Origin of the sequence: Algiphilus aromaticivorans DG1253 (assembly GCF_000733765.1) — a bacterium.
GTDB classification, from domain to species: domain Bacteria; phylum Pseudomonadota; class Gammaproteobacteria; order Nevskiales; family Nevskiaceae; genus Algiphilus; species Algiphilus aromaticivorans.
In genome coordinates this window covers 1,917,665-1,938,045 of sequence record NZ_JPOG01000001.1, presented here as the reverse complement: position 1 = coordinate 1,938,045, position 20,381 = coordinate 1,917,665, and the positions used below count along the sequence as shown (strand labels likewise).

Genomic DNA, 20,381 nt, shown 5'->3' with positions numbered 1-20,381 from the left:
CCACGACTGATGGTGGATCGCAGCCAGCCGCTGGCCGCCCGCATGCGGCCGGGCAGCCTCGATCAGGTGCTCGGCCAGCAGCATCTCTTGGCCTCTGGCGCACCGCTGCGTACGGCCATCGACGCCGGCCGCGTGCCTTCGATGATCTTCTGGGGGCCACCCGGCACCGGTAAGACCACGCTGGCGCGCCTGCTGGCCGCGCACGTCGAAGCCGATTTCCGCCAGCTGTCGGCCGTCATGGCCGGCGTCAAGGACATCCGCGAGGCGGTGGCGACCGCGCAGAAGCAGCGCGAGGCCGGCGTGCCCACGGTGCTTTTCATCGACGAGATCCACCGCTTCAACAAGGCGCAGCAGGATGCGTTGCTGCCCTATGTCGAGGACGGCACGGTGACCTTGGTGGGGGCGACCACCGAGAACCCTTCCTTCGAGCTCAACGGCGCGCTGTTGTCGCGCACCCGCGTTTTCGTGCTGCAGCCGCTCGACGATGCCGCCATCGAGGCCATGCTCGAGCGTGCGCTGAGCGATGTCGAACGCGGCGTTAGCGCGCCGGATTTTCCTGACGAGTGGCGCAGCCGAATCGTCGAGCTGGCCGACGGCGACGCCCGCCGCGCCCTGGTGATGCTGGAGACCGCCGCCGACTATCTGGCCGCCGGCGGCAAGGCGGACGAGTGCGGACTGGCGCAGGTCTTCGGCCGTGGCATGCGGCGCTTCGACAAGCAGGGCGACGCCTTCTACGACCAGATATCGGCGTTGCACAAGGCCGTGCGTGGTTCCGATCCGGACGCTGCGCTGTACTGGTTCTGCCGCATGATCGACGGCGGCGCCGACCCGAACTACCTGGCGCGGCGCATTGCGCGCATGGCCTACGAGGATATCGGCCTGGCCGACCCCCGCGCGCTGGAGATGGCGATCGCCGCCTGGCAGGCCTACGAGCGTATCGGCTCGCCGGAGGGGGAGCTAGCGCTGGGGCAGGTCGTGCTCTGGCTGGCTGCCGCCCCCAAGAGCAATGCCGCCTACGCCGCCTACAAGCGGGCTATGGCAGCCGTCGATGCGCACGGCAGCGCCGAGGTGCCGCTGCACATTCGCAACGCCCCCACCAAGCTCATGAAGGGTCTCGGCTACGGCAAAGGTTATCGCTACGACCACGACGAGGACGACGCGCACGCCGCCGGTCAGCAGTTCCTGCCGGACGCCCTGATGGGCGCGCGCTTCTACGAGCCCACCGAGCGCGGAATCGAGGCGCGTCTGAAGCAGCATCTGGAGAAGCTGCGCGGCAGCGGAAAGGGCGGATGAATGCGCTTGTGATGCTTGCGGTGCCGCTGGCCGCCGCCGCGGGTGGATTGCTGCGCTGGTTCATCGCCGGGCGGCTCGACACGCCGCAAGGCCTCCCGGTCGGCACTTGGCTCGTGAACCTCACCGGCAGCGCCGCCATCGGCGCGCTCGCCGGCGGATTCGCGCGCTGGCAGATCCCGCTCTACGGCGACGCCTGGCTGCTGGTTGCAGGGGCCGGACTGGGCAGCTTCACGACGGTCTCGGCCTTCGCGCTGCACACGGTCGTGCTCTTCGATCATCAGCTCAGGTCGGCGGCGATCTACGTCGCGGCTACCATGCTGCTCTGCCCGCTGGCGGCCATGGCCGGATTCCTGCTGGTCTTTACCCCGTGAGCCGGCCGGTACGCAGGACGGAGCTGGCCATGGCCGTCGCCGCCGGCAGCGCGCTGGGGGCGAGCCTGCGGCTCGCCGTATCCATGCTCACGCCCGCCGTGTGGCTGGGCACGCTGCTTGTCAATGTCGTAGGTGCCGCGCTCATGGGCTACGCCGCGCGTTACCTGCTGACGGCTCCGCGCCCCCGGCTGCAGGCCTTTTGGCTGCCGGGCTTCTGTGGCGGCTTCACGAGCCTGTCCAGCTTCAGCTGGGAATGGCTGCAGTTGGCGCATCGCATCGAGGCCGCGACCCCGAGCGGTGTGCTCTTGTTGCTCGCTGCGCTCGCCGGCGCGAGCGCAGCCTGGATCGGTGGCGCGGCGCTGGGGTGGTGGATCGCCGGGCGCCGTGCGGAGTCTGCGCGCGCGCACCGGTAGAATCGCGGCCTTCTGGTTCCGCCGATACCCCGCCATGATCGACCCCAAGCTGCTGCGCACGCAGACCGACACCATAGCCGCGCAGCTCGCTCGCCGCGGTTTCACGCTGGATGTGGCCGCTTTCCGCGAGCTGGAGGAACGCCGCAAGGCGCTGCAGACCGAGTCCGAGCAGCTGCAGCAACAGCGCAACACGCGTTCCAAGAGCATCGGCCAGGCGAAGGCGGCCGGTCAGGACATCGCGCCGCTGCTGGCCGAGGTCGAGGGCATGAAGCAGCAGATGGAAGCCAAAGGCGACGAGCTGGAGGCCGTGCAGGCCGAGATCGAGCAGCTGGCCATGGGGCTGCCGAATCCGCCGGCAGAGGACGTGCCGGACGGTGCCGACGAAGCCGACAACGTCGAGCTGCGCCGCTGGGGCGAGCCTAGAGCGGCCGAGGGCGCGCAGGATCACGTCGCGGTCGGCGAGGGCTTGGGCGGCCTGGACTTCGCGCAGGCTGCCAAGCTCACCGGCAGCCGTTTCAACGTCATGCACGGCGATGTCGCGCGACTGCACCGGGCGCTGGTGGCCTTCATGATGGATCTGCACAGCAGCGAGCACGGCTACGAGGAAGTGGCAGTGCCCTTCATCGTCAACGAGGACTCGTTGCGCGGTACCGGCAATCTGCCGAAGTTCGGCGAGGATCTGTTCCGGCTGGAGGGCGAGGCGCCCTGGTACCTGATTCCGACCGCCGAGGTGCCGGTGACGAATCTGCTGCGCGACGAGATTGTCGAGGCCGAATCGCTGCCGCGGCGCTGGGTGGCGCACACGCCCTGCTTCCGCGCCGAAGCGGGCGCGGCCGGGCGTGACACGCGCGGCATGATCCGCCAGCACCAGTTCGAGAAGGTCGAGCTGGTGCACGCCGTCAAGCCGGAGGATTCCGACGCGGCGCTGGAGATGCTTACCGGACATGCGGAAGCGGTGTTGCAGCGCCTCAATCTGCCCTATCGCGTCATCGTGCTGTGCACCGGCGACATGGGCTTTGCCGCGCGCAAGACCTACGACATCGAGGTCTGGCTGCCCTCGCAGGACACCTACCGCGAAATATCCTCCTGCTCGAACTGTGGCGACTTCCAGGCCCGGCGTATGCAGGCGCGCTGGCGCAACCCGGAGACGCGCAAGCCCGAGCTACTGCACACCCTCAACGGCTCGGCGCTGGCTATCGGCCGCGCTCTGGTGGCGATTCTCGAGAACTATCAACAGGCCGACGGCAGCGTCCTCGTGCCCGAGGTGCTGCAGCCCTACATGGGCGGTCGTGCGCGCATCGGCGGCTGAGCGGGAGGCAGGCCCGGATCGCACGAAGTGACGCGGATGCGCCTTCGGTACATCGCGGCGCGATGACGGTCGATATTCCGGCCAGGTGGGTCGGCAGCGCCATCGCCAGCGGTTGCACGCTGCCGCCGCCATCGCCGGCATCGCGCGCGCTCTGGCACGGCGGGCGCCGCCGTTACGCAGTCTGGCTCATCGAGGCCGATACCGCCGCGGTGCGCGCGCTGGCCGCTTCGGCGAGGAGGCGGCTGGCGCCCTGGCTGGGTCCGGCGCCGCTGCGCCAGCCGCACATCACGCTGTGCGCCTGCGGCTTTCCGGTACGAGACGCGCGCCGCGCTGACGACTTCGATGCGGCGCAGCGTCGCAGGCAGTGCGATGCGCTGGTCGATGCCGAACCTTCGGTGTTCTCCCTGCGCGTGGGCGGCATTGGCAGCTTCAACGGTTGCGCCTATCTGCGCGTCGACGACGCGGATGGCCGTTTGCAAAGGCTGTACGAGTTGCTCGCCGCCGCGATACCCGAAGCATCCTCGCAACGCTTTGTGCCGCACGTCACGCTGGGTTTCTATCGCGAGCGCTTCCCGCTGGCACGCATCGCAGAGGCCGCTGCCGATCTCGACGCCGAGGCACACCTTCCTGTAGCGGCGCTGACGCTGGCCAGCTATGACCCGCGGCGGCCCGATACGCCGCTGCGCTATTGGCTGCGTTGGCGGCTTACGTGATGCCCTGAGGCGGATGCCGGCGACGCCGCTCCCTGACGCGGCAGGAACACGGGCAGGCCGTCGACGGTGCCGGTGGCCAGTGGCTGGCTGTAGAGTCGCTCCAGCGCCGGGACCGAGAGCATCGTCGCCACCGGCCCCCAGCAGGCCGCGCCATCCGGGTAGAGCAGCAGTACATGGCTGCAGTAGCGCGCAGCCAGATTGATGTCGTGCGTGGCCATGACCGCGCAGCGACCGCGCGCGACTTCCCCGCCGACCAGTTCCAGCATGGCGATCTGATGGTGCAGGTCCAGATGATTTGTCGGCTCGTCGAGCAGCCAGAGGGTGGGATCCTGGGTGATGAGCGTGGCGAAGGCCAGGCGCTGGCGCTCGCCGCCGGAAAGCGTCTGCACGGAGCGTCCGCCCAGCTCCTTCATGTCCGTGCGGGCTAGCGCTGATTCGGCCGCGGCGTAGTCGTCCGGACCCTCCATCTCCCAGGCGCGCAGATGCGGATGGCGGCCCATCAGCGCGGTTTCCAGCACCGTTGCCGGGAAGCCGTCGTGATGATGCTGGAAGAGCACGCCGAGCCGGCGCGCGATGTCGCGGCGGGGCAGGGCCGTGATGGGGCGATTGCCGAGCAGCACGCGCCCGCCGCGTGCTGGGCGCAGCCCGGCCAGCGTCATCAGCAGCGTCGTCTTACCGGCCCCGTTGGGGCCGAGAATCGCCCAGCTCTGACCCGGCGCGAAGGCGCAGCGCAGCGCGTCACCGTCGGGGCGCTCGGGCACGTCCACGACCAGGTCCTCCAGCTGCATCAGCGACGCGGTCACGAGCTGGTGCTCCGATGCAGCAGCCAGAGGAAGATCGGCACGCCGAGCATGGCCGTGATGACGCCCACCGGCAGCTGCTCGGGCGCGATGATCGTGCGCGCCAGCGTGTCGGCCAGGACGAGCAGGGTGCCGCCGGCCAGCGCCGAGGCCGGCAGGATGATGCGCTGATCGAAGCCGATGACCAGCCGCAGCATGTGCGGGATGATCAGCCCGACGAAGCCGACACTGCCGGCGACCGTCACGGCCGTGGCGGTGATCAGCGCCGCCACCAGGTAGACGCCCCACTCCATGCGTCGCACCGCCAGTCCCAATGCAGCCGCCTGCTGCGGGCCGCGCGCAAGGATGTTCAGGCTGCGCCCGAAGGGCACGGCGGCGGCGACGACCAGCACCAGTATCGCCAGCGGCGCGATGGGACTGCGCGCATTGGCCATGTCGCCCATCAACCAGAAGAGCATGCCGGGCAGCTGCTGCGCCGGGCTGACGGCGAGCAGGAAGCTGATCAGCGCGCCCCAGCCGGCGGCGACGACGAAGCCGGTGAGCAGCAGCCGCGTCGGCGTCCAGCTGCCGGTGCCGTGGGCGGTGCCGAAGACGATGACGGTGGAGGCCAGCGCGCCGGCGAAGGCCGCGCCCGAGACCAGCGCCGTGCCCAGCCCGGCGAGCATGGCCAGCAGCGCCCCGGTGGCGGCGCCGCCGGACAGGCCGAGCACATAGGGATCGGCCAGCGGGTTGCGCAGCAGCACCTGCATCAGCGCCCCGGCCACCGCCAGCAGCCCCCCCACGGCAAAGGCCGACAGCGCCCGTGGCAGCCGCAGGTCGAGCAGCAGGGTGCGCTGCAGCGGTTCGCCTTCACCACTCATCACGGCCCAGATGGCAGCCGGCGGCACGGTGACGCTGCCCAGCGCAACGGCCACGGCGCAGGCTGCCAGTGCAACCGGCAGCAGCAGGAGCAGGGTGCGCAACGGATGGCTCACCGGGACGCGTCGGCCCGGCGTTGCCGACGCACGCTGTCGAGGTCTTCACAGAGCTGACGGGTGCCCTGCAGGACGCGCGGCGTGTGGCGCTGCAACAGCGACGGCGGGATGAAGAAGAGGTTTTCCTCGCGCACGGCCTGCAGCTCCGGCCACTCGCGCCAGGCCTCGAGCCAGTCCTGCCGGTCCTCGCCCATGCCGCCGGCGGCGATGGCCTCCGGGTCGGCCTTCAGGACCGATTCGCGGTCGATGCGCGGCACCAGACGTTCAAGATCGCCGAAGACGTTATCACCACCGCAGATACTGATCGCCTCGTTGATGAGATGTTCGTCATTGATTGTCATCAGCGGCCGTTCCCAGACTTGATAGAAAACCGTCACCGGAGCGGCGTCACGATAGCGCTCGGCCAGTGCGCGGCTTCCCTCGCGAAGCTCGGTGGCTGCCTCCTCGCCAGTGTCAGGGTGACCGGTGAGCTGGCCCAATCGCTCCAGCGTCGTGGCGATGCCCTCGAAGTCGCGCGGCTCGGAGATGTAGACGGTAAGCCCCAATTCGATCATGCGCTCGATCTGGGCGCGATCGTTGCCGCTGGCCCAGGCGACGACGAGATCCGGCTGCATCGCGACAATGCGCTCCATATCGGCGCGCTTGTAGCTGCCCACGCGCGGAATCTCGGCCGCGGCTTCGGGATGATCGCTGAAGCTGGTCGTGCCCACGACCTGCTCGCCGGCGCCGACGGAAAAGAGGTTCTCGGTCAGATGCGGCGCCAGGCTGACAACGCGCTGGGCGGGGGCCGTGAGAACGACTTCGCGTCCCTCGTCGTCGAGCACGCCGACCCGGTCCGCGGCGCCGTCCGCGAGACAGGGCGGTGCGGAAATAATCGCCGTAAAAGCGGTAAGTGGCGCCAAAATGCTTCGAATTTGCATCGAATATCCGTTATGTGCTCATCGGTCCGAATGCTCGGCAGAGCGGCTGATTCTTTTTCACCATAGCAACTTCGTCGGGCTGCACCGGCATCGCCGCGATTTGACGCCGGCTGGACAGGCCGCTTAGGCTTCGCCGCGTTCGAGGTGCCTTCGTCGTGATCGCGGCGAGGGTTGAACGGGAAGCCGGTGCGCGCTGTGACGTGATCCACGTCCGCGCAAGGCCGGCGCTGCCCCCGCAACGGTAAGCGAGCGGGTCCGGGCGAATGAGCCACTGTGCCGCACCGGCATGGGAAGGTGTCCGGATCCTGAGGCGAAAGCCTCCCCTCGTGAGCCCGGATACCGGCCCCGGACACTGGCGCGGCACAGCGGCGGGCTGGCTGCGGGCGGGCGGACGATTATTTGATTGATCGTCGCTGCGCCTGTCCTGAGCCCGACGCGTGTCGCTTGATGCGAACACGACGAGCGTGCGGGCGGCACGCCAGGGAGATTTCATGCTTTTCAATTCAGTAATCCATCGTTGGTGCATCGGTGGCGCGACCCTCTGCGCGGCAATCGCCGCGACCGGCACGCAGGCCGCCGAGGAACCGCTTCAGCTGGCCGTGACCGAGCTCGAGCCACATGTGATCACGGCGATCCGCGGCGAGAGCCAGCGGGTCGCCGACGGCCTGGCGGCCACCTCGGTTATCACCCGCGCCGACCTCGAGCGCCGGCAGGTCAAGAGTGTGCAGGAGGCGCTGCGCGGCCTGCCGGGCCTCAGCATCACGAACAACGGCGGACCGGGCAAGAACACATCGGTCTTCATGCGCGGCACCAATGCCGATCATCTGCTGGTGCTGGTCGACGGCGTCGAGGTCGGCTCGGCAACGGCAGGTCAGGCGGCCTTCCAGAACCTGCCGGTGCAGCAGATCGAGCGCATCGAGGTCGTGCGCGGGCCGCAGTCAGGCCTCTACGGATCGGACGCCATCGGTGGCGTCATCCAGATATTCACGCGGGGCGGCCCGGACGAGGGTCGGCGCAGCTATTTCGAGCTCGGCGGCGGCAGCTTCGATACCTACGAGGCCGCTGCGGGCGTGTCGGACGCCGGCGAGCACGGCTGGTTCAGCCTGAACGCGGATGTCTTCGATACCGGTGGCATCGATTCACGGACGCTCTTCGAGCCAGACGATGACGGTTACCGCAATCTGTCGGTTTCCGGTCGGGGCGGCCTCGATCTTGGTGCCTTCGGTGAGCTGCGCATCAACGGGTTGCACGCCGACGGTGAGAGCGAGTTCGACGGCAATCCCGAGTTCGACAGCGTCAATGAGACGGAAACGGTGCAGCAGGTCGTTGGCGCTTCCTGGCGGGTGCGTCCTGTTGAGGCTGTGGCGCTGACCCTCGACGCCGGGCGCTCGGAGGATCGTTCGCGCAACTTCCGCAACGGCGATTTCCGGACGCGCTTCGACACCAGCCGCAATGATTTCAGCCTGCAGGCCGATACGGATGTCGCCGAGCAGCGGCTGAGCGTGGGTGTCGATCATCTCGACGAGCGCGTCGATTCCACCACCCAGTACGACGAGACCCGGCGCGAGATCACGGGCGTCTTCGCCCAGCTGCTGGGCGAGTTGGGGGCGCTGGACTATCGTCTGGCCGGGCGCAGCGACGATTACGAAGCCTTCGGCAGCCATGAAACTGGCAATGTTGCCCTGGGTTGGCAGCCGGTCGATCGCCTGCGGCTTCGGGCCAGCTACGGCACGGCATTCCGTGCCCCCAGCTTCAATGAGCTCTTCTTTCCGGGCTTCGGCAATCCGGACGTCCAGCCCGAGGAATCCCAAAGCACCGAGATCGGTGCCGAGTGGGCGGTGGCGAGCTGGTCGCTGCGACTGGCCGCCTTCGAGACGCGCATCGACGATCTGATCGACACCGTTCAGGGCCCGGACGACAATTTCCTGCCGCTGAATGTTGCCGAGGCGCGCATCCGCGGCGCCGAGCTCAGCGCCGAGGTCGATGTCGCGGACTGGCAGCTGTCGGCGGCCTACACCTACCAGGAGCCGGAGAATCGCGGCGACGGCGCCAACGCCGGCAACCGCCTGCGCCGACGCCCGGATCAGATCCTGCAGCTTGACGCGGACCGCAGTTTCGGGCCGCTCGATGCGGGTCTGGGCATCTACGCCGAGGGCCGGCGCTACGAAGACGCGGCCAACAGCAACCGGCTGCCCGGCTACGTGCTGGTCGATGCGCGGCTGGGCTATCAGCTGTCCGCGGCCTGGCAGGTGCAGGGCCGCGTCGCCAATCTGCTGGATACCGACTACGAGACCGTGCCCACTTATCGCCAACCAGGGCGCGCCTTCTACGTGACACTGCGCTACGCGCTCTAGGGAGAGGCCATGAGCCAGAAGGATGACGAGGAAGCTCGCAACGCCCGCCACCGCGAGCGCATGCAGCGCCGCAAGGAAGTGGTCGACGGGCGCATCGCCAAGGCCCAGGACGAGCGGGGCGTGCTGCTCGTGCACAGCGGCAACGGCAAGGGCAAATCCTCCTCGGCCTTCGGCATGGTGGCGCGCGCCCTCGGTCACGGCATGCAGGTGGGGGTGGTCCAGTTCATCAAGGGCAAGTTCTCCACCGGCGAAGAGGCCTTCTTCCGGCGCTTCGAGGAAGTGCGCTACCACGTCATGGGCGAGGGTTACACCTGGGAGACGCAGGACCGCGAGCGCGACATCCAGGCGGCACGCGCCGCCTGGGAAGTCGCGCTGGAGATGCTGCGCGACGCCGACATCGCACTGGTGGTGCTCGACGAGCTGAATATCGCGCTCAAGCACCGCTATCTGGAGATCGATGAGGTCGTCACCGCGCTTGAGCAGCGCCCGCCGATGCAGCACGTCGTCGTCACTGGTCGGGGCGCACGCGAGGAGCTGATCGCCATCGCCGATACCGTTACCGAGATGCGCGACGTCAAGCACGCCTTCCGCAGTGGCATCAAGGCGCAGCAGGGAGTCGAGCTGTGAGCGAGCGCCAGTGCCCGGCGCTGCTGATCGGCGCGCCGGCCTCCGGGCAGGGCAAGACCACGGTGACCGCGGCCATCGCGCGCTGGCACGCCAGCCGCGGTCGTCGCGTGCGCGTCTTCAAGGCCGGGCCGGATTTCCTTGACCCGATGATCCTGGAGCGCGCCAGCGGCGCGCCAGTGGATACCCTCGACCTCTGGCTGGTCGGCGAGCAGGCCTGCCGGCAGCGGCTCCATGACGCGGCCGGCGAGGCCGACCTGATTCTGGTCGAGGGCGTCATGGGCCTCTTCGACGGCAAGCCCTCCAGCGCGGACCTGGCTTCGCGGATGGGTATCCCCGTGCTGGCCTCGATCAATGCGGCAGCCATGGCGCAGACCTTCGGTGCGGTGGCGCTGGGCATGCGCGATCTGCGGCCGGAGCTGCGCGTGGTCGGCGCCTTCGCCAACCAGGTGGGCAGCGAACGCCACGCCGGCATGCTTTCCGCGTTCCTGCCGCCGGATCTGCCGCTGCTGGGCTGGCTGCCGCACGCGCGCGATGCGGCATTGCCGAGCCGGCATCTGGGCCTCTTCATGGCCGACGAACTCGCCGATCTCGACGCCCGGCTCGACGCGGCCGCCGGCTCGCTGCAGTGGTGCGCAGACGCCTTGCCGGAGCCGGTGCGCTTCTCGGCCCCGGATGCCGCAAGCCCGCCCGAGCCGCTGCTCGCCGGCCGACGCATCGCTGTCGCGCGCGACGCGGCCTTCGCCTTCCTCTATCCGGCCAATCTGGGTCTGCTGGAAGCCATGGGCGCGGAGCTGCGCTATTTCTCGCCGGTTGCCGGCGAGCCGCTGCCGGAGTGCGATGCGGTTTGGCTGCCCGGCGGCTATCCGGAGCTGCATCTGCAGGCGCTGTCGACCAACGACGCGCTACGCGCCGACCTGGTTGCGCACGTCGACGCCGGCAAGCCGATGCTGGCCGAGTGCGGCGGCATGCTGGCGCTGCTGGGGGCGCTGGCAGACAAGGAGGGCAATGCCGCGCCGATGTGGGGCTTGCTGGAAGGCAGCGCGCGCCTGCAAGCGCGCTTTGCCGGCCTCGGTCCGCAGGAGGCCGAGTTGCCGGAAGGGTTGCTTCGCGCACACACCTACCACCACGCCCGCATGGACACCGGCATGACGCCGCTGGTCATGGCGCGCTGCCCCAACGACAGCCCGACCAGCGAAGCCGTCTATCGGCGCAAGCGGCTGACGGCAAGCTTCCTGCACTTCTACTTCCCGTCGAATCCCGAGGCCGCCGCCGGGCTCTTCCTGCCGTGAGCGATTTCGATTCTTCGGCGCGCGAAGCGATCTACCGGGTCATCGGCGCGCGCCGCGACATGCGGAATTTCACGCCTGATCCGGTCGATCCCGGAGTGCTGCGGCGCCTGCTCGAGGCAGCGCATGCCGGCCCGAGCGTCGGCTATATGCAGCCCTGGCGCTTCATCCGTGTTACCGATGCGGCGCTGCGCGGGCGCATTCACGCACACGTCGCCGAAGAGCAGGAGCGCACCGCCGACGCCTGCGGCGAGCGGGCGCGGGAAGTGCAGCGCCTCAAGCTCGAAGGCATTCGCGACTGCGGCGAGCTGCTGGTGGTCGCGCTCTGCGACCAGCGCGAGCGCTACGTGCTCGGGCGCCGCACCATGCCGGAGATGGATCTCTGCTCGGCGGCTTGCGCCATCCAGAATCTCTGGTTGGCCGCCCGGGCCGAAGGGATCGGCCTTGGCTGGGTCTCGCTCTTCGAGCCGGCGACCCTGGCCGGCATGATGGGCATGCCGGCCGATGCCCAGCCGATCGCGATTCTCTGTGTTGGCCATGTGCCGGCCTTCTACGAGCGGCCGATGCTGGAGGCGGAAGGCTGGGACGAGCGGCGCGATCTGGACGCGCTCGTCTTCGAGAACAGTTGGGAGGCTGCGGCGTCGTGAGCCCGTATCCGGAGCGCATCGTCTGCCTGACCGAAGAGACCACCGAGACGCTCTACCGACTCGGCGAGGAGGACCGCATCGTCGGCATCTCCGGCTTCACGGTGCGGCCCGAGCGCGCGCGCAAGGAAAAGCCCAAGGTCTCGGCCTTCACCAGCGCCAAGATCGACCGGATCCTCGAACTGGAGCCGGATCTGGTGCTCGGCTTCTCCGACCTGCAGGCCGATATCGCCGCTGAGCTCATCCGAAAGGGTATCGATGTCCACGTCTTCAACCACCGCACGGTGGCCGGCATCTTTCGCATGATGCGCACCGTCGGTGCGCTGGCGGGCGCACTCGAACGCGCCGAGGCGCTGTGCGCGGAGCTGTCGGTGCACGTCGAGGCCGTGCGCACCGCCGGAGCCGGCTTCGAGCGTCGTCCGCGGGTCTACTTCGAGGAATGGAACGACCCGCTGATCACCGGCATCGGCTGGGTGTCGGAACTGATCGGCATCGCCGGCGGCGAAGATCTCTTCGCCGACATGGCCGTCGAGCCGCTGGGGCGGCATCGCATCATCGGCGATGCACACGAGGTCATCGACCGTCAGCCCGAGATCATCATCGGCTCCTGGTGCGGCAAGCGCTTCGACGCCGAGGGCGTGCGTGCGCGCGACGGCTGGGCGGCCCTGCCGGCCGTGCGCGACGGTTTCGTCGAAGAAATCAAGTCGCCGTTGATCCTGCAGCCCGGCCCGGCGGCGCTCACCGATGGCCTCGACGCGCTGCACGATGTTGTGCAGCGCTGGCAGGCGGCGCTGCGGGGAAGTTGAGCCATGTCGGTGCTGCTGCCATTCATCGTCGTGCTCGCAGCTCTGCTGCTCGACCGGGTGTTCGGCGAGCCGCGGCACGCGCATCCGCTGGTCGCTTTCGGACGGTTGGCGACAGCGGTAGAGGCGCGGCTTCACGCCGACAGCGTGATGGTGGGCGGGCTGGCCATGTTGCTTGTCGTGCTGCCCTTCGTCGGGCTGGCCTGGGCTGCGGCCATCTGGCTGCCGTGGCCGGCAGTGATCGCGTTGGAGGTTCTCGGCCTGTACGCGGCCATCGGCCTGAGGAGCCTGTCCGAGCACGCCCGTGCCGTGGCCGCGCCGCTGGCAGTCGGCGACTTGCCGGCTGCGCGCGCGGCGGTGGGCCGGATGGTCAGCCGCGATACACGGGCGCTGGACGGCGAGGGTGTGGCGACGGCCGCCACCGAGTCGGTGCTGGAGAACGGCGCCGACGCGGTCACGGCCAGCATTTTCTGGTATCTGCTCGCCGGGCTTCCCGGCGTGGTTGGACACCGTCTGGTCAACACGCTGGATGCGATGTGGGGCTATCGCAGCCCGCGTTATGCGCGCTTCGGCTGCGCCGCCGCGAGGCTGGACGACGTGCTGAACTGGGTGCCGGCGCGGCTGACCGCGCTCGGCTATGCGCTGGCCGGACGCACTGCGGTCGCGCTGCGCTGCTGGTGTACTCAGGCACGGACCTGGGAAAGCCCGAATGCGGGGCCCGTGATGGCTGCCGGCGCCGGCGCGCTGGGGCTTCATCTGGGCGGGCCGGCGCCCTACGCCGAAGGCCTGCGTCAGCGGCCGCTCCTGGGCGAGGGCATGCCACCCACGGCCGACAGCATCACGGCCGCGCTGGGGCTGCTCCATCGCAGCATCCTGGTCTGGCTGGTGGGTATCGCGATTGCGGGAGGCGGGCTATGGGCCTGGCGCACGGCGGTCGCCTGAATCGGGCGGCGGCGGCCTACGGGATCGCCGTCGATCAATGGCTGGATCTGTCCACCGGCATCAATCCACGCTCGTGGCCGGTGCCCGGGATCCCGGAAGCCGTCTGGCAACGGCTGCCGGAGGCCGACGACGGGCTGGACGCCATCGCCCGTGAGTGGGCGGGGGCGCCTGCTGCGGCCGGCTGCGTGGCGCTACCCGGCAGCCAGGCCGCCATCCAGCTGCTGCCGCGGCTGCGCGCGCCGGGCCGCGTCGGCGTGTCGGCGCCCGGGTACGCCGAGCACGCGCACTGGTGGCGCGCGGCCGGCCACGAGGTCGTGGCTCTGGCGCACGACGCCGCGGAGGATGCGCTCGACGAGCTCGATGCACTGGTTTGGATCCACCCCAACAATCCCACCGGGCTGTGTCTGTCGCGGCAGACGCTATGCGAATGGCATCGGCGGCTGGCGCGGCGCGGTGGCTGGCTGGTGCTGGACGAGGCCTTTGTCGATCCGACCCCGGAGGCGAGTCTGGTGGTCGATACCGGTCCCGACGGGCTGATCGTGCTGCGCTCCACCGGCAAGTTCTTCGGTCTCGCCGGGCTGCGCGGCGGCTTCTGCTTCGGACCGCCGGCCTTGTGTGACGAGCTGGAAGCGCAGCTCGGGCCTTGGGCCGTCAGCCACCCGGCACGCTGGGTGCTGGCCCGTGCCCTGGCCGATCGCGACTGGCAACACGCCACGCGCGAGGCGCTGGCCGCTCAGGCCGCCGCGCTGGATGCCGTGCTGCAACGGCACGGGTTGATTGTGGCCGGTGGCACCGCGCTCTTCCGCTACTGCCCGCATCCGCAAGCCGCGGCGATCCAGGACCGGCTCGCCCGGCAGGGCATCCTCTCGCGCACCTTCGAGGAACCGCCGGCGCTGCGCTTCGGCTTGCCCCCAGATGCGGCAGGTCTGCAGCGCCTGGACGCCGCACTCGATCGTCTCAAAGCGCATCAACCGCAGATTACGCAGATGCACGCAGATTCATGAAGAACATGACTTTCAATCTTTCCAATCTGAGAAATCTGCGGTTCCCCCTTCGCTTGCTCTTGGCGTTGCTCTTCGCCCCGTGTGCAGCGCAGGCGGCAACCATTGCCGGCATCGTCTCCGAGCGCTCCGCGGCGGAGATGGCCGCCGGGGCCGAGCTCTTTGTCGAACAGCATCCGGAGCACGAAGTGCGGCTGCGCACGCCGGAGCAGCTCGCGGGCATGAGCGATGCCGAAGTGGCCGCGCTCTGGCGCGAGGCCGATGCGGTGGTCATGGCCGCGGTCTTCGGTGATCAGGTCGGGCGCATCCAGCGGTTGTTCCGCGAGGCGCCGCCGGGGCGCGATGTGCCGGTGCTCGCCACCAATAGCGATCGCGACATCACGCGCCTGTCGCGGCTCGATGGTGAGCGGCTCCTCGCCGGATTCAGCGGCGCGGATATCGACGCGCTCACCCAGAACCCGGAAGCCGGTGCCGACCCGCTGGTACATCTGCGCGCACAGCAGGAAGCCTTCCCGGAGCACGCCGCCTGGCTGGAAGGCCGCGCCTTCTATCGCGGCCGCAGCCCCGAACATATCGAGGGGCTCATGCGCTGGCTGCTGGCGCGTGCCGGCCACGACATTGCCGTGCCCGAGGTCACCCCCCGGCCACTGCTGCGCTACTACCGCGACGGCCGTGCGCACGCCGATGCCGCGGACCTGGATCTTGCTGACGGCCCGGCGGTGGCGCTGCTCGACCTGGACTCCGGCGACCGGCCCGGCGACCGCGAACTGCTGGACGCGGCCTGCGACGCGCTGGAGACGCGCGGGTTGCAGTGCTTCGGCGTGCTGGCGCGCTGGGGCGGGGCGAGCGTGGAGGCCGTCGAGACGCTGGCAGAGCGCGCGGCGCCGGCAGCGTTGAGCGCGGTCGTCAGCCTGCAGGATTTCACCGTGGGCGGTGGCGAGGGCCGGCGCGCGGTGACCAAGGCCTTGAAAGCCCTGGATGTACCGGTCATCAAGGGCATGCGCCTCGCCGATCGCAGCGAGGCCGAGTGGCGTCTGTCTGCGCAGGGCGTGCCGGCCGATGCCGTGCACTACAAACTGGCGATGCCGGAGCTGCAGGGCATGATCGCCCCCATCGTGCTGGCCGTGGCGCGACCGTCGGAAACCGACCCGGTCACCGGCGTGCGCCTGCGCCTGACGCGGCCGGTGGCCGAGCGCGTGGACATGATGGCCGAGCGCCTGCAGCGCTGGCAGAGGCTGCGCACGCGCGACAACGCCGACAAGCGCGTCGCGCTGGTTTACTACAACCATCCGCCCGGCCGGCAGAACATCGGCGCCGACAAGCTGAATGTGCCGGAATCGCTGCTGGAGATCCTGCGCGCCCTCCAGGTGGCCGGCTACGACACCGGCGAACTGCCCAAGGATGGCGATGCGCTGCTGTCGATGATTCAGGACCGCGGCGTCTACTTGCCCGAGCACCGCGACGCGCTGGCCGAGCTTGACGGACGCGTGCCGGCGATGCCGGTCGACGCCTATCAGCTCTATTTCGAGACGCTGCCGGACAGCGTGCGCGCCGAGCTGGAGCACGGCCCGATCGGCTTCTTGCATGCGCGCATGGTGGAAGCGGTCGAAGCCGAAGCGCCGGCCATCGGCAAGCGCGTGCTGGCGCGCGGCGTCGCCGATCTGCGCCACCTGCTGGAGGAGCTCGAGCACCCCGCCCGCGATCGCGCGCTGGATCTGCTCGATCAGCTCGAGCGGGGCTGGGAGGCGCGGCTGCGCGAGGAAGCGAGCGAGGCGGATCTGGCGAAGCTGCGCGATGCGCTGATCCGCACTGGCATTCCGGGTCTCTCCGGCTGGGGCGAGGCGCCGGGTGAGGCCATGGTGCACGACGGCGCGCTGCATTTTCCGGGTCTGCGCTTCGGCAATATCTTCATCGGTCCGCAGCCGCCGCGCGGCTGGGAGCTGAAGGAGGAACTGCTGCACGCCAACACCAGCTTCCCGCCCACGCATCACTACGTCGCCTTCTATCGCTGGCTGCGTGAGGACTTCGAAGCCGACGCGCTCGTCTACCTGGGCCGGCACTCGACGCGCGAGTTCCTGCCGCGACGCGGCGCGGGGCTGGCCGCCGACGATTACCCCGACATCCTGGGCGGTGCGCTGCCGGTGCTCTATCCCTACATCGTCGATGGCGTCGGCGAGGGCATCCAGGCCAAGCGCCGCGCGATGGGCGTGATGATCAGCCATCTGACACCGCCGCTGGCGGCCACCGAGCTCTACGACCAGCTGCTGGAACTGCGCCAGCTGGTGGAGACCTTCGAGGCTGCCGTCGACCCCGATTCGCCGACCCGCCAACGCGCGGTCGAGCGGCTGCGCAGCCGCGTCGAGGAGCTGAATCTGGCGCGCGAGCTGGAGCGCGAGATTGCCGCCGAGCACGGAGGAGAGGGCGACGGGAATGCGGAGCATGCGCCGAGCGTCTCGCTCAATGACGTCGACGATGAGTTGCTGGTGCACGAGGTCGGCCACTACGTGACCGAGATGCAGGAACGCCACATGCCGCTGGGCCTGCACGTCTTCGGGCGCGACTGGGATGAAGAGGCGCTGGAGACCATGCTGACCTCCATGGCCGGCGACGACGGCGAGGCCAAGCCGGCATGGCGAGAAAAGCTGGTTGCCTCGCCGGGCGAGGAGATGGCGCATCTGCTCGCCGGCCTGGAAGGCCGTTATGTGCCGCCGGGGCAGGGCAACGATCCCCTGCGCACGCCGGAGGTGCTGCCCACCGGCCGCAACTTCCACGCGCTGTCCAGCGATCTCGTGCCCACGCGCGTCGCCTGGTCGCTGGGCAGCGAGCTGGCCGCCGAAGCGCGTGCCCGCGGCGACGCCGAAGCCAAGGGCAGCGAGGCCATCGTGCTCTGGGCCTCCGATACCGTGCGCGACGAGGGCGTGATGGTCGCCTTCGGCCTGGACATGCTGGGCGTCAAGCCGGTCTGGAATGCGCGCGGTATCGTCACCGACCTGCAGCGCCTGCCGTTGACCGACGGCCGCCGCCGCCGCGACGCGCTCTTCACGACCTCCGGTCTCTTCCGCGATCTCTACGAGGACCAGCTCGCGCTGCTCGACCGTGCCGTGCGCGTGGCGCTGGCGGGCAGCGCCGGCACCATTCGCAGCAAGCACCCACAGCTCGCCGGTGCGCTCGACGCGGCGCTGGAGAGCTTGCCGGACGATCTGCGCGAAGCCGGCGACGAGCCGCTGGCCGCCAACGATGTGGCGGCGAGCTGGGTGGCCGACACCAAGGCGCTGATGGGCGAGGGTCGCGGCGCCGAGGCCGCCGGTCGCGATGCGGCCCTACGCGTCTTCGGGACAACGCCCGGGGCCTACGGCGCCGGCGTCAACCGCCTGGCCGATCGCTCGGGTGCCTGGGACGCGCGTGGCGAGCTGGCCGATGCCTATATCCGCCGCATGGGCCACGCCTATGGCGGCGGTCGCGACGGCACGGCTGCGCACGACGCCTTCGAGCAGCGCCTGCGGCAGGTCGGTCGCAGCTATCTCGGCCGCGCCAGCCATGTCTACGGCCTGCTCGACAACGACGACGGCTTCGACTTCCAGGGCGGGTTGTCGATGGCCGTCGAGTCGCTGTCCGGCAAGGCGCCGGCCAACAACGTTCTGCAATACGCCGACCCGGACAACGCCCGCGTCGAGTCCACCGAGCGCGCCCTGCTCGGCGAGCTGCGCAGCCGCAATCTCAATCCGCAGTGGCTGGAGCCGCTGATGGCGCAGGGCTACGCCGGCGCGCGCACGATGGCCGCCGATTTCATCGACAACCTCTGGGGCTGGCAGGTCACCAGTCCCGAGATCGTGCGCTCCTGGGTCTGGGACGAGGTACACCAGGTCTATCTGGAGGACCGGCACGACATCGGCCTCGACGACTTCCTGGCCGAAGGCGACAAGGTGCATGTCAAGACGCACCTGCAGGCCATCCTGCTGGTCGCCGCCCAGCGCGGCTTCTGGGAGGCCGAGGCGGCTGTCGTCGACGCGCTGGCGGCGGATTTTGCCGAGCTGGTGGCCGAGCACGGCCTGCCCGGCAGCGGTCATACCGCGCCGGATCATCCGACGATGGACTGGGTAGCCGAGCGGCTCGACGACCAGGCGTTGCGCGAGGCATTCAACGCCGTACGCGATGCGGCGCGGCGGCCGGAGCAGCCGCGGGCGACGGATCCGGCCAGCGTTGCCGAGATCCGGGTGGATCAGAAGGCCGACGAAGCGGCCGATGCGCAGCGCAAGCAGCCCGAGGAGCAGCGCCGTGCCTCGGAGGATGCGGAGGCGGAAGCGGCCGCTGAGGGTGCGGTGCGCCTGTTGCCCTGGTTGATTGCCGGGGTGGTTCTGATCTTGTTGCTCGGTGGCGTTCGGGCCGGGAGGCGAGGGTGATGCGCGACCGTCTCCGTTGCCGAAGTATTCCCTCTCCCGCTGTGCGGGAGAGGGGGGACCGCCCGCGAAGCGGGTGGTGGGAGAGGGTGGTTCGCATCGGCGCAGCCCTTGGCGATGAATCTGTTGGCTATACAGCCGTTCTCGCTCGCGGTTCCGCGCTTGTAAAGCTGGACGCTGTCGAATGCTCTGTCGGCGCCGGCGCGGGTGACTTTTTGTCTTGGCAAAAAGTCACCAAAAGCCGTGTGCCCGCCGGGCGGCCTGACGCGGGTGAGCCCGACCGAAGCGCCAGTGGCGCTTCGCAGCGGGCGAACGCCCGGACAAGGACGTCCGGGCCGGGGTTTGGTTTTAGCGAAAAAGTAGCGCCATGGATGGCAGGCAACCGCGGCCCACGTGTCGCGCGAAGATTGCCGCGGTCACTAGATTCGGTCTTCCGGACCTCATCAAGTGACCCTGGCTGGGCCTTCCCTGGCCCAGCCGTGATGCGCACTGCGACTTGCCACTGGCAAGTCGGTCGCGCATCACCCCTCCAAGGGCACGACCCGGGACGGCTCGTCGCTACGCGACATCGCCGCAAATGGCGCGGACGTCCTCGCGCGATGTCGCGAAGCGACGAGCCTTCCATGTTCCCCGTATACCAGCGCCGGAGCGCCGGGCTGGGCGCCTGCTCGATAGCGGGATGCTTTGAGGGCGCGGAACCCAGGGCGGAAACGGTCGTACCGGCTGCTGCTGAACAGGCTCACCACTTGGGCTATTCATGAACAGTTACGCGGAGATCTCCTGATGTTCACCTCGGCCTCTCTAGAGATCATGGACGCCGTCGTCGGCTGGCTGCTGCAGCCGGTCATCGTCGCGCTGCTACTGCTCATTGCGCTGGCGGTCTGGGAGCTGGGGCTGCTGCTCGGCGAGCGGGCCGGCGGGTTGGCGCGCGCGGAGGCGCGCGGATCGATCGGGACGCTGTCGCGGCGGGCGCGGCGGCGGATCGACCGCGCGGATTTATTGGCCCGGGTCGGGCCGATGCTCGGGCTGATGGGCACGCTGATTCCCCTCGGGCCGGGCCTGGCCGCACTCGGGCGCGGCGAGCTGGACGTGCTGGCGCAGGCCGTGACGGTAGCCTTCAACACCACCGTGCTCGGACTGTTGGCCGGTATTCTCGGCTTCTTGATCGGCCGCCTGCGACGGCGCTGGTACGACGCGGCGATCGCTCGGCTGGAGGCCTTGGCATGAGCGTGCCGGATTACCGCCGCAGCCGTTTCGACGACGGCGAGGACGATCCGATGGGGCCGCTGGCCAATCTGGCGGACATCATGCTGGTCTTCGCGGTCGGGCTGATGATTGCGCTGGCCGCAGCTGGCGATGGGTTGAAACAGAAACAGGCGGGTGCCGATGTCGAGCGCGGTCGCGAGCTGCCTGAGGTGCCGCAGGGCGCGGGCGAGGCTGGCAGTGGCTACGAGGCGGTGGGGCAGGTCTATCGCGATCGTGAAACCGGGCGCATGGTGCTCATCGACGAGGGGCGCTGATCCGTGGCCACGTT

General features: G+C 69.4%; 18 protein-coding genes and 1 riboswitch. Of the genes, 15 read left to right on the top strand and 3 right to left on the bottom strand.

Annotation, left to right across the window (positions count from 1 at the left end; translation table 11 throughout):
- Positions 1-9: 9 nt before the first annotated feature.
- The 5 genes from U743_RS08960 (at position 10) to U743_RS08940 (ending at position 4,099) form a co-directional block, all read left to right on the top strand.
- The gene (locus tag U743_RS08960; protein WP_043767419.1) at positions 10-1,293 is read left to right on the top strand and encodes a replication-associated recombination protein A; all 1,284 of its coding nucleotides are present in this window, start codon (positions 10-12) and stop codon (positions 1,291-1,293) included.
- Positions 1,290-1,664 (top strand): fluoride efflux transporter FluC, encoded by a 375-nt coding sequence (locus U743_RS08955; protein WP_052367792.1) that lies wholly within the window; start codon positions 1,290-1,292, stop codon positions 1,662-1,664. Before U743_RS08960 ends, U743_RS08955 begins: the two co-directional genes overlap by 4 nt.
- 29 nt (positions 1,665-1,693) lie before the next feature.
- Positions 1,694-2,077, top strand: a complete 384-nt coding sequence (locus U743_RS08950; protein ID WP_052367791.1) for a fluoride efflux transporter FluC — start codon at positions 1,694-1,696, stop codon at positions 2,075-2,077.
- 34 nt (positions 2,078-2,111) lie between these two features.
- Positions 2,112-3,386, top strand: coding sequence for a serine--tRNA ligase (gene serS / locus U743_RS08945; RefSeq protein ID WP_043767417.1), 1,275 nt, complete (start codon positions 2,112-2,114; stop codon positions 3,384-3,386).
- A gap of 62 nt (positions 3,387-3,448) precedes the next feature.
- Positions 3,449-4,099, top strand: a complete 651-nt coding sequence (locus U743_RS08940; RefSeq protein WP_052367788.1) for a 2'-5' RNA ligase family protein — start codon at positions 3,449-3,451, stop codon at positions 4,097-4,099.
- On the opposite strand, the gene U743_RS08935 is transcribed toward U743_RS08940, so the two are convergent.
- From U743_RS08935 to U743_RS08925, 3 genes are read right to left on the bottom strand one after another with little or no spacing between them, the layout of a single operon-like run.
- Positions 4,072-4,887: an ABC transporter ATP-binding protein gene (locus U743_RS08935; protein ID WP_052368414.1), complete on the bottom strand. Its 816-nt coding sequence runs from the start codon at positions 4,885-4,887 to the stop codon at positions 4,072-4,074. The two genes, U743_RS08940 and U743_RS08935, sit on opposite strands and share 28 nt — an antisense overlap.
- 11 nt (positions 4,888-4,898) lie before the next feature.
- Positions 4,899-5,873, bottom strand: a complete 975-nt coding sequence (locus U743_RS08930; protein ID WP_084191451.1) for a FecCD family ABC transporter permease — start codon at positions 5,871-5,873, stop codon at positions 4,899-4,901.
- Positions 5,870-6,793 carry a cobalamin-binding protein gene (locus tag U743_RS08925; RefSeq protein ID WP_043767415.1) on the bottom strand — a complete coding sequence of 308 codons (924 nt, stop codon included), beginning with the start codon at positions 6,791-6,793 and terminating at the stop codon, positions 5,870-5,872. Before U743_RS08925 ends, U743_RS08930 begins: the two co-directional genes overlap by 4 nt.
- Positions 6,794-6,918: 125 nt before the next feature.
- Positions 6,919-7,155, top strand: a riboswitch (cobalamin riboswitch).
- A 129-nt stretch (positions 7,156-7,284) separates the two neighbouring features.
- Here U743_RS08925 and U743_RS08920 point away from each other — a divergent pair.
- The 10 genes from U743_RS08920 to U743_RS08875 all read left to right on the top strand — a co-directional run bounded on the left by U743_RS08920 (position 7,285) and on the right by U743_RS08875 (position 20,367).
- Positions 7,285-9,147 carry a TonB-dependent receptor domain-containing protein gene (locus U743_RS08920; protein WP_052367786.1) on the top strand — a complete coding sequence of 621 codons (1,863 nt, stop codon included), beginning with the start codon at positions 7,285-7,287 and terminating at the stop codon, positions 9,145-9,147.
- Positions 9,148-9,156: 9 nt separating this feature from the next.
- A complete protein-coding gene (cobO, locus tag U743_RS08915; protein WP_043767413.1) occupies positions 9,157-9,774 on the top strand; it encodes a cob(I)yrinic acid a,c-diamide adenosyltransferase in 618 nt (205 codons plus the stop codon).
- Positions 9,771-11,063 (top strand): cobyrinate a,c-diamide synthase, encoded by a 1,293-nt coding sequence (locus U743_RS08910; protein ID WP_043767411.1) that lies wholly within the window; start codon positions 9,771-9,773, stop codon positions 11,061-11,063. Before cobO ends, U743_RS08910 begins: the two co-directional genes overlap by 4 nt.
- Entirely contained in the window at positions 11,060-11,707 is a 648-nt protein-coding gene (gene bluB, locus U743_RS08905) for a 5,6-dimethylbenzimidazole synthase (protein WP_043767409.1), read from the top strand. The genes U743_RS08910 and bluB overlap by 4 nt, the downstream gene beginning before the upstream one ends.
- On the top strand, positions 11,704-12,510 hold the full coding sequence (locus U743_RS08900) for a cobalamin-binding protein (protein WP_043767407.1): 807 nt from the start codon (positions 11,704-11,706) through the stop codon (positions 12,508-12,510). Before bluB ends, U743_RS08900 begins: the two co-directional genes overlap by 4 nt.
- A 12-nt stretch (positions 12,511-12,522) precedes the next feature.
- A complete protein-coding gene (gene cbiB / locus U743_RS08895; protein WP_156966528.1) occupies positions 12,523-13,449 on the top strand; it encodes an adenosylcobinamide-phosphate synthase CbiB in 927 nt (308 codons plus the stop codon).
- A complete protein-coding gene (gene cobD, locus U743_RS08890; RefSeq protein WP_052367784.1) occupies positions 13,422-14,453 on the top strand; it encodes a threonine-phosphate decarboxylase CobD in 1,032 nt (343 codons plus the stop codon). Before cbiB ends, cobD begins: the two co-directional genes overlap by 28 nt.
- A 5-nt stretch (positions 14,454-14,458) precedes the next feature.
- The gene (locus tag U743_RS08885; RefSeq protein WP_052368413.1) at positions 14,459-18,850 is read left to right on the top strand and encodes a cobaltochelatase subunit CobN; all 4,392 of its coding nucleotides are present in this window, start codon (positions 14,459-14,461) and stop codon (positions 18,848-18,850) included.
- 780 nt (positions 18,851-19,630) lie between these two features.
- Entirely contained in the window at positions 19,631-20,074 is a 444-nt protein-coding gene (locus U743_RS08880) for a MotA/TolQ/ExbB proton channel family protein (RefSeq protein ID WP_043767403.1), read from the top strand.
- Positions 20,071-20,367 carry a hypothetical protein gene (locus U743_RS08875; protein ID WP_043767401.1) on the top strand — a complete coding sequence of 99 codons (297 nt, stop codon included), beginning with the start codon at positions 20,071-20,073 and terminating at the stop codon, positions 20,365-20,367. Before U743_RS08880 ends, U743_RS08875 begins: the two co-directional genes overlap by 4 nt.
- Positions 20,368-20,381 lie beyond the last annotated feature (14 nt).

Bases quoted from the DNA above. Each gene is read 5' to 3' on its own strand.
- U743_RS08960 (WP_043767419.1), top strand. From the start codon at position 10: ATGGTGGATCGCAGCCAGCCGCTGGCCGCCCGCATGCGGCCGGGCAGC.
- U743_RS08955 (WP_052367792.1), top strand. From the start codon at position 1,290: ATGAATGCGCTTGTGATGCTTGCGGTGCCGCTGGCCGCCGCCGCGGGT.
- U743_RS08950 (WP_052367791.1), top strand. From the start codon at position 1,694: ATGGCCGTCGCCGCCGGCAGCGCGCTGGGGGCGAGCCTGCGGCTCGCC.
- serS (WP_043767417.1), top strand. From the start codon at position 2,112: ATGATCGACCCCAAGCTGCTGCGCACGCAGACCGACACCATAGCCGCG.
- U743_RS08940 (WP_052367788.1), top strand. From the start codon at position 3,449: ATGACGGTCGATATTCCGGCCAGGTGGGTCGGCAGCGCCATCGCCAGC.
- U743_RS08935 (WP_052368414.1), bottom strand. From the start codon at position 4,887: ATGCAGCTGGAGGACCTGGTCGTGGACGTGCCCGAGCGCCCCGACGGT.
- U743_RS08925 (WP_043767415.1), bottom strand. From the start codon at position 6,793: ATGCAAATTCGAAGCATTTTGGCGCCACTTACCGCTTTTACGGCGATT.
- U743_RS08920 (WP_052367786.1), top strand. From the start codon at position 7,285: ATGCTTTTCAATTCAGTAATCCATCGTTGGTGCATCGGTGGCGCGACC.
- cobO (WP_043767413.1), top strand. From the start codon at position 9,157: ATGAGCCAGAAGGATGACGAGGAAGCTCGCAACGCCCGCCACCGCGAG.
- cobD (WP_052367784.1), top strand. From the start codon at position 13,422: ATGGGCCTGGCGCACGGCGGTCGCCTGAATCGGGCGGCGGCGGCCTAC.
- U743_RS08885 (WP_052368413.1), top strand. From the start codon at position 14,459: ATGACTTTCAATCTTTCCAATCTGAGAAATCTGCGGTTCCCCCTTCGC.
- U743_RS08880 (WP_043767403.1), top strand. From the start codon at position 19,631: ATGTTCACCTCGGCCTCTCTAGAGATCATGGACGCCGTCGTCGGCTGG.
- U743_RS08875 (WP_043767401.1), top strand. From the start codon at position 20,071: ATGAGCGTGCCGGATTACCGCCGCAGCCGTTTCGACGACGGCGAGGAC.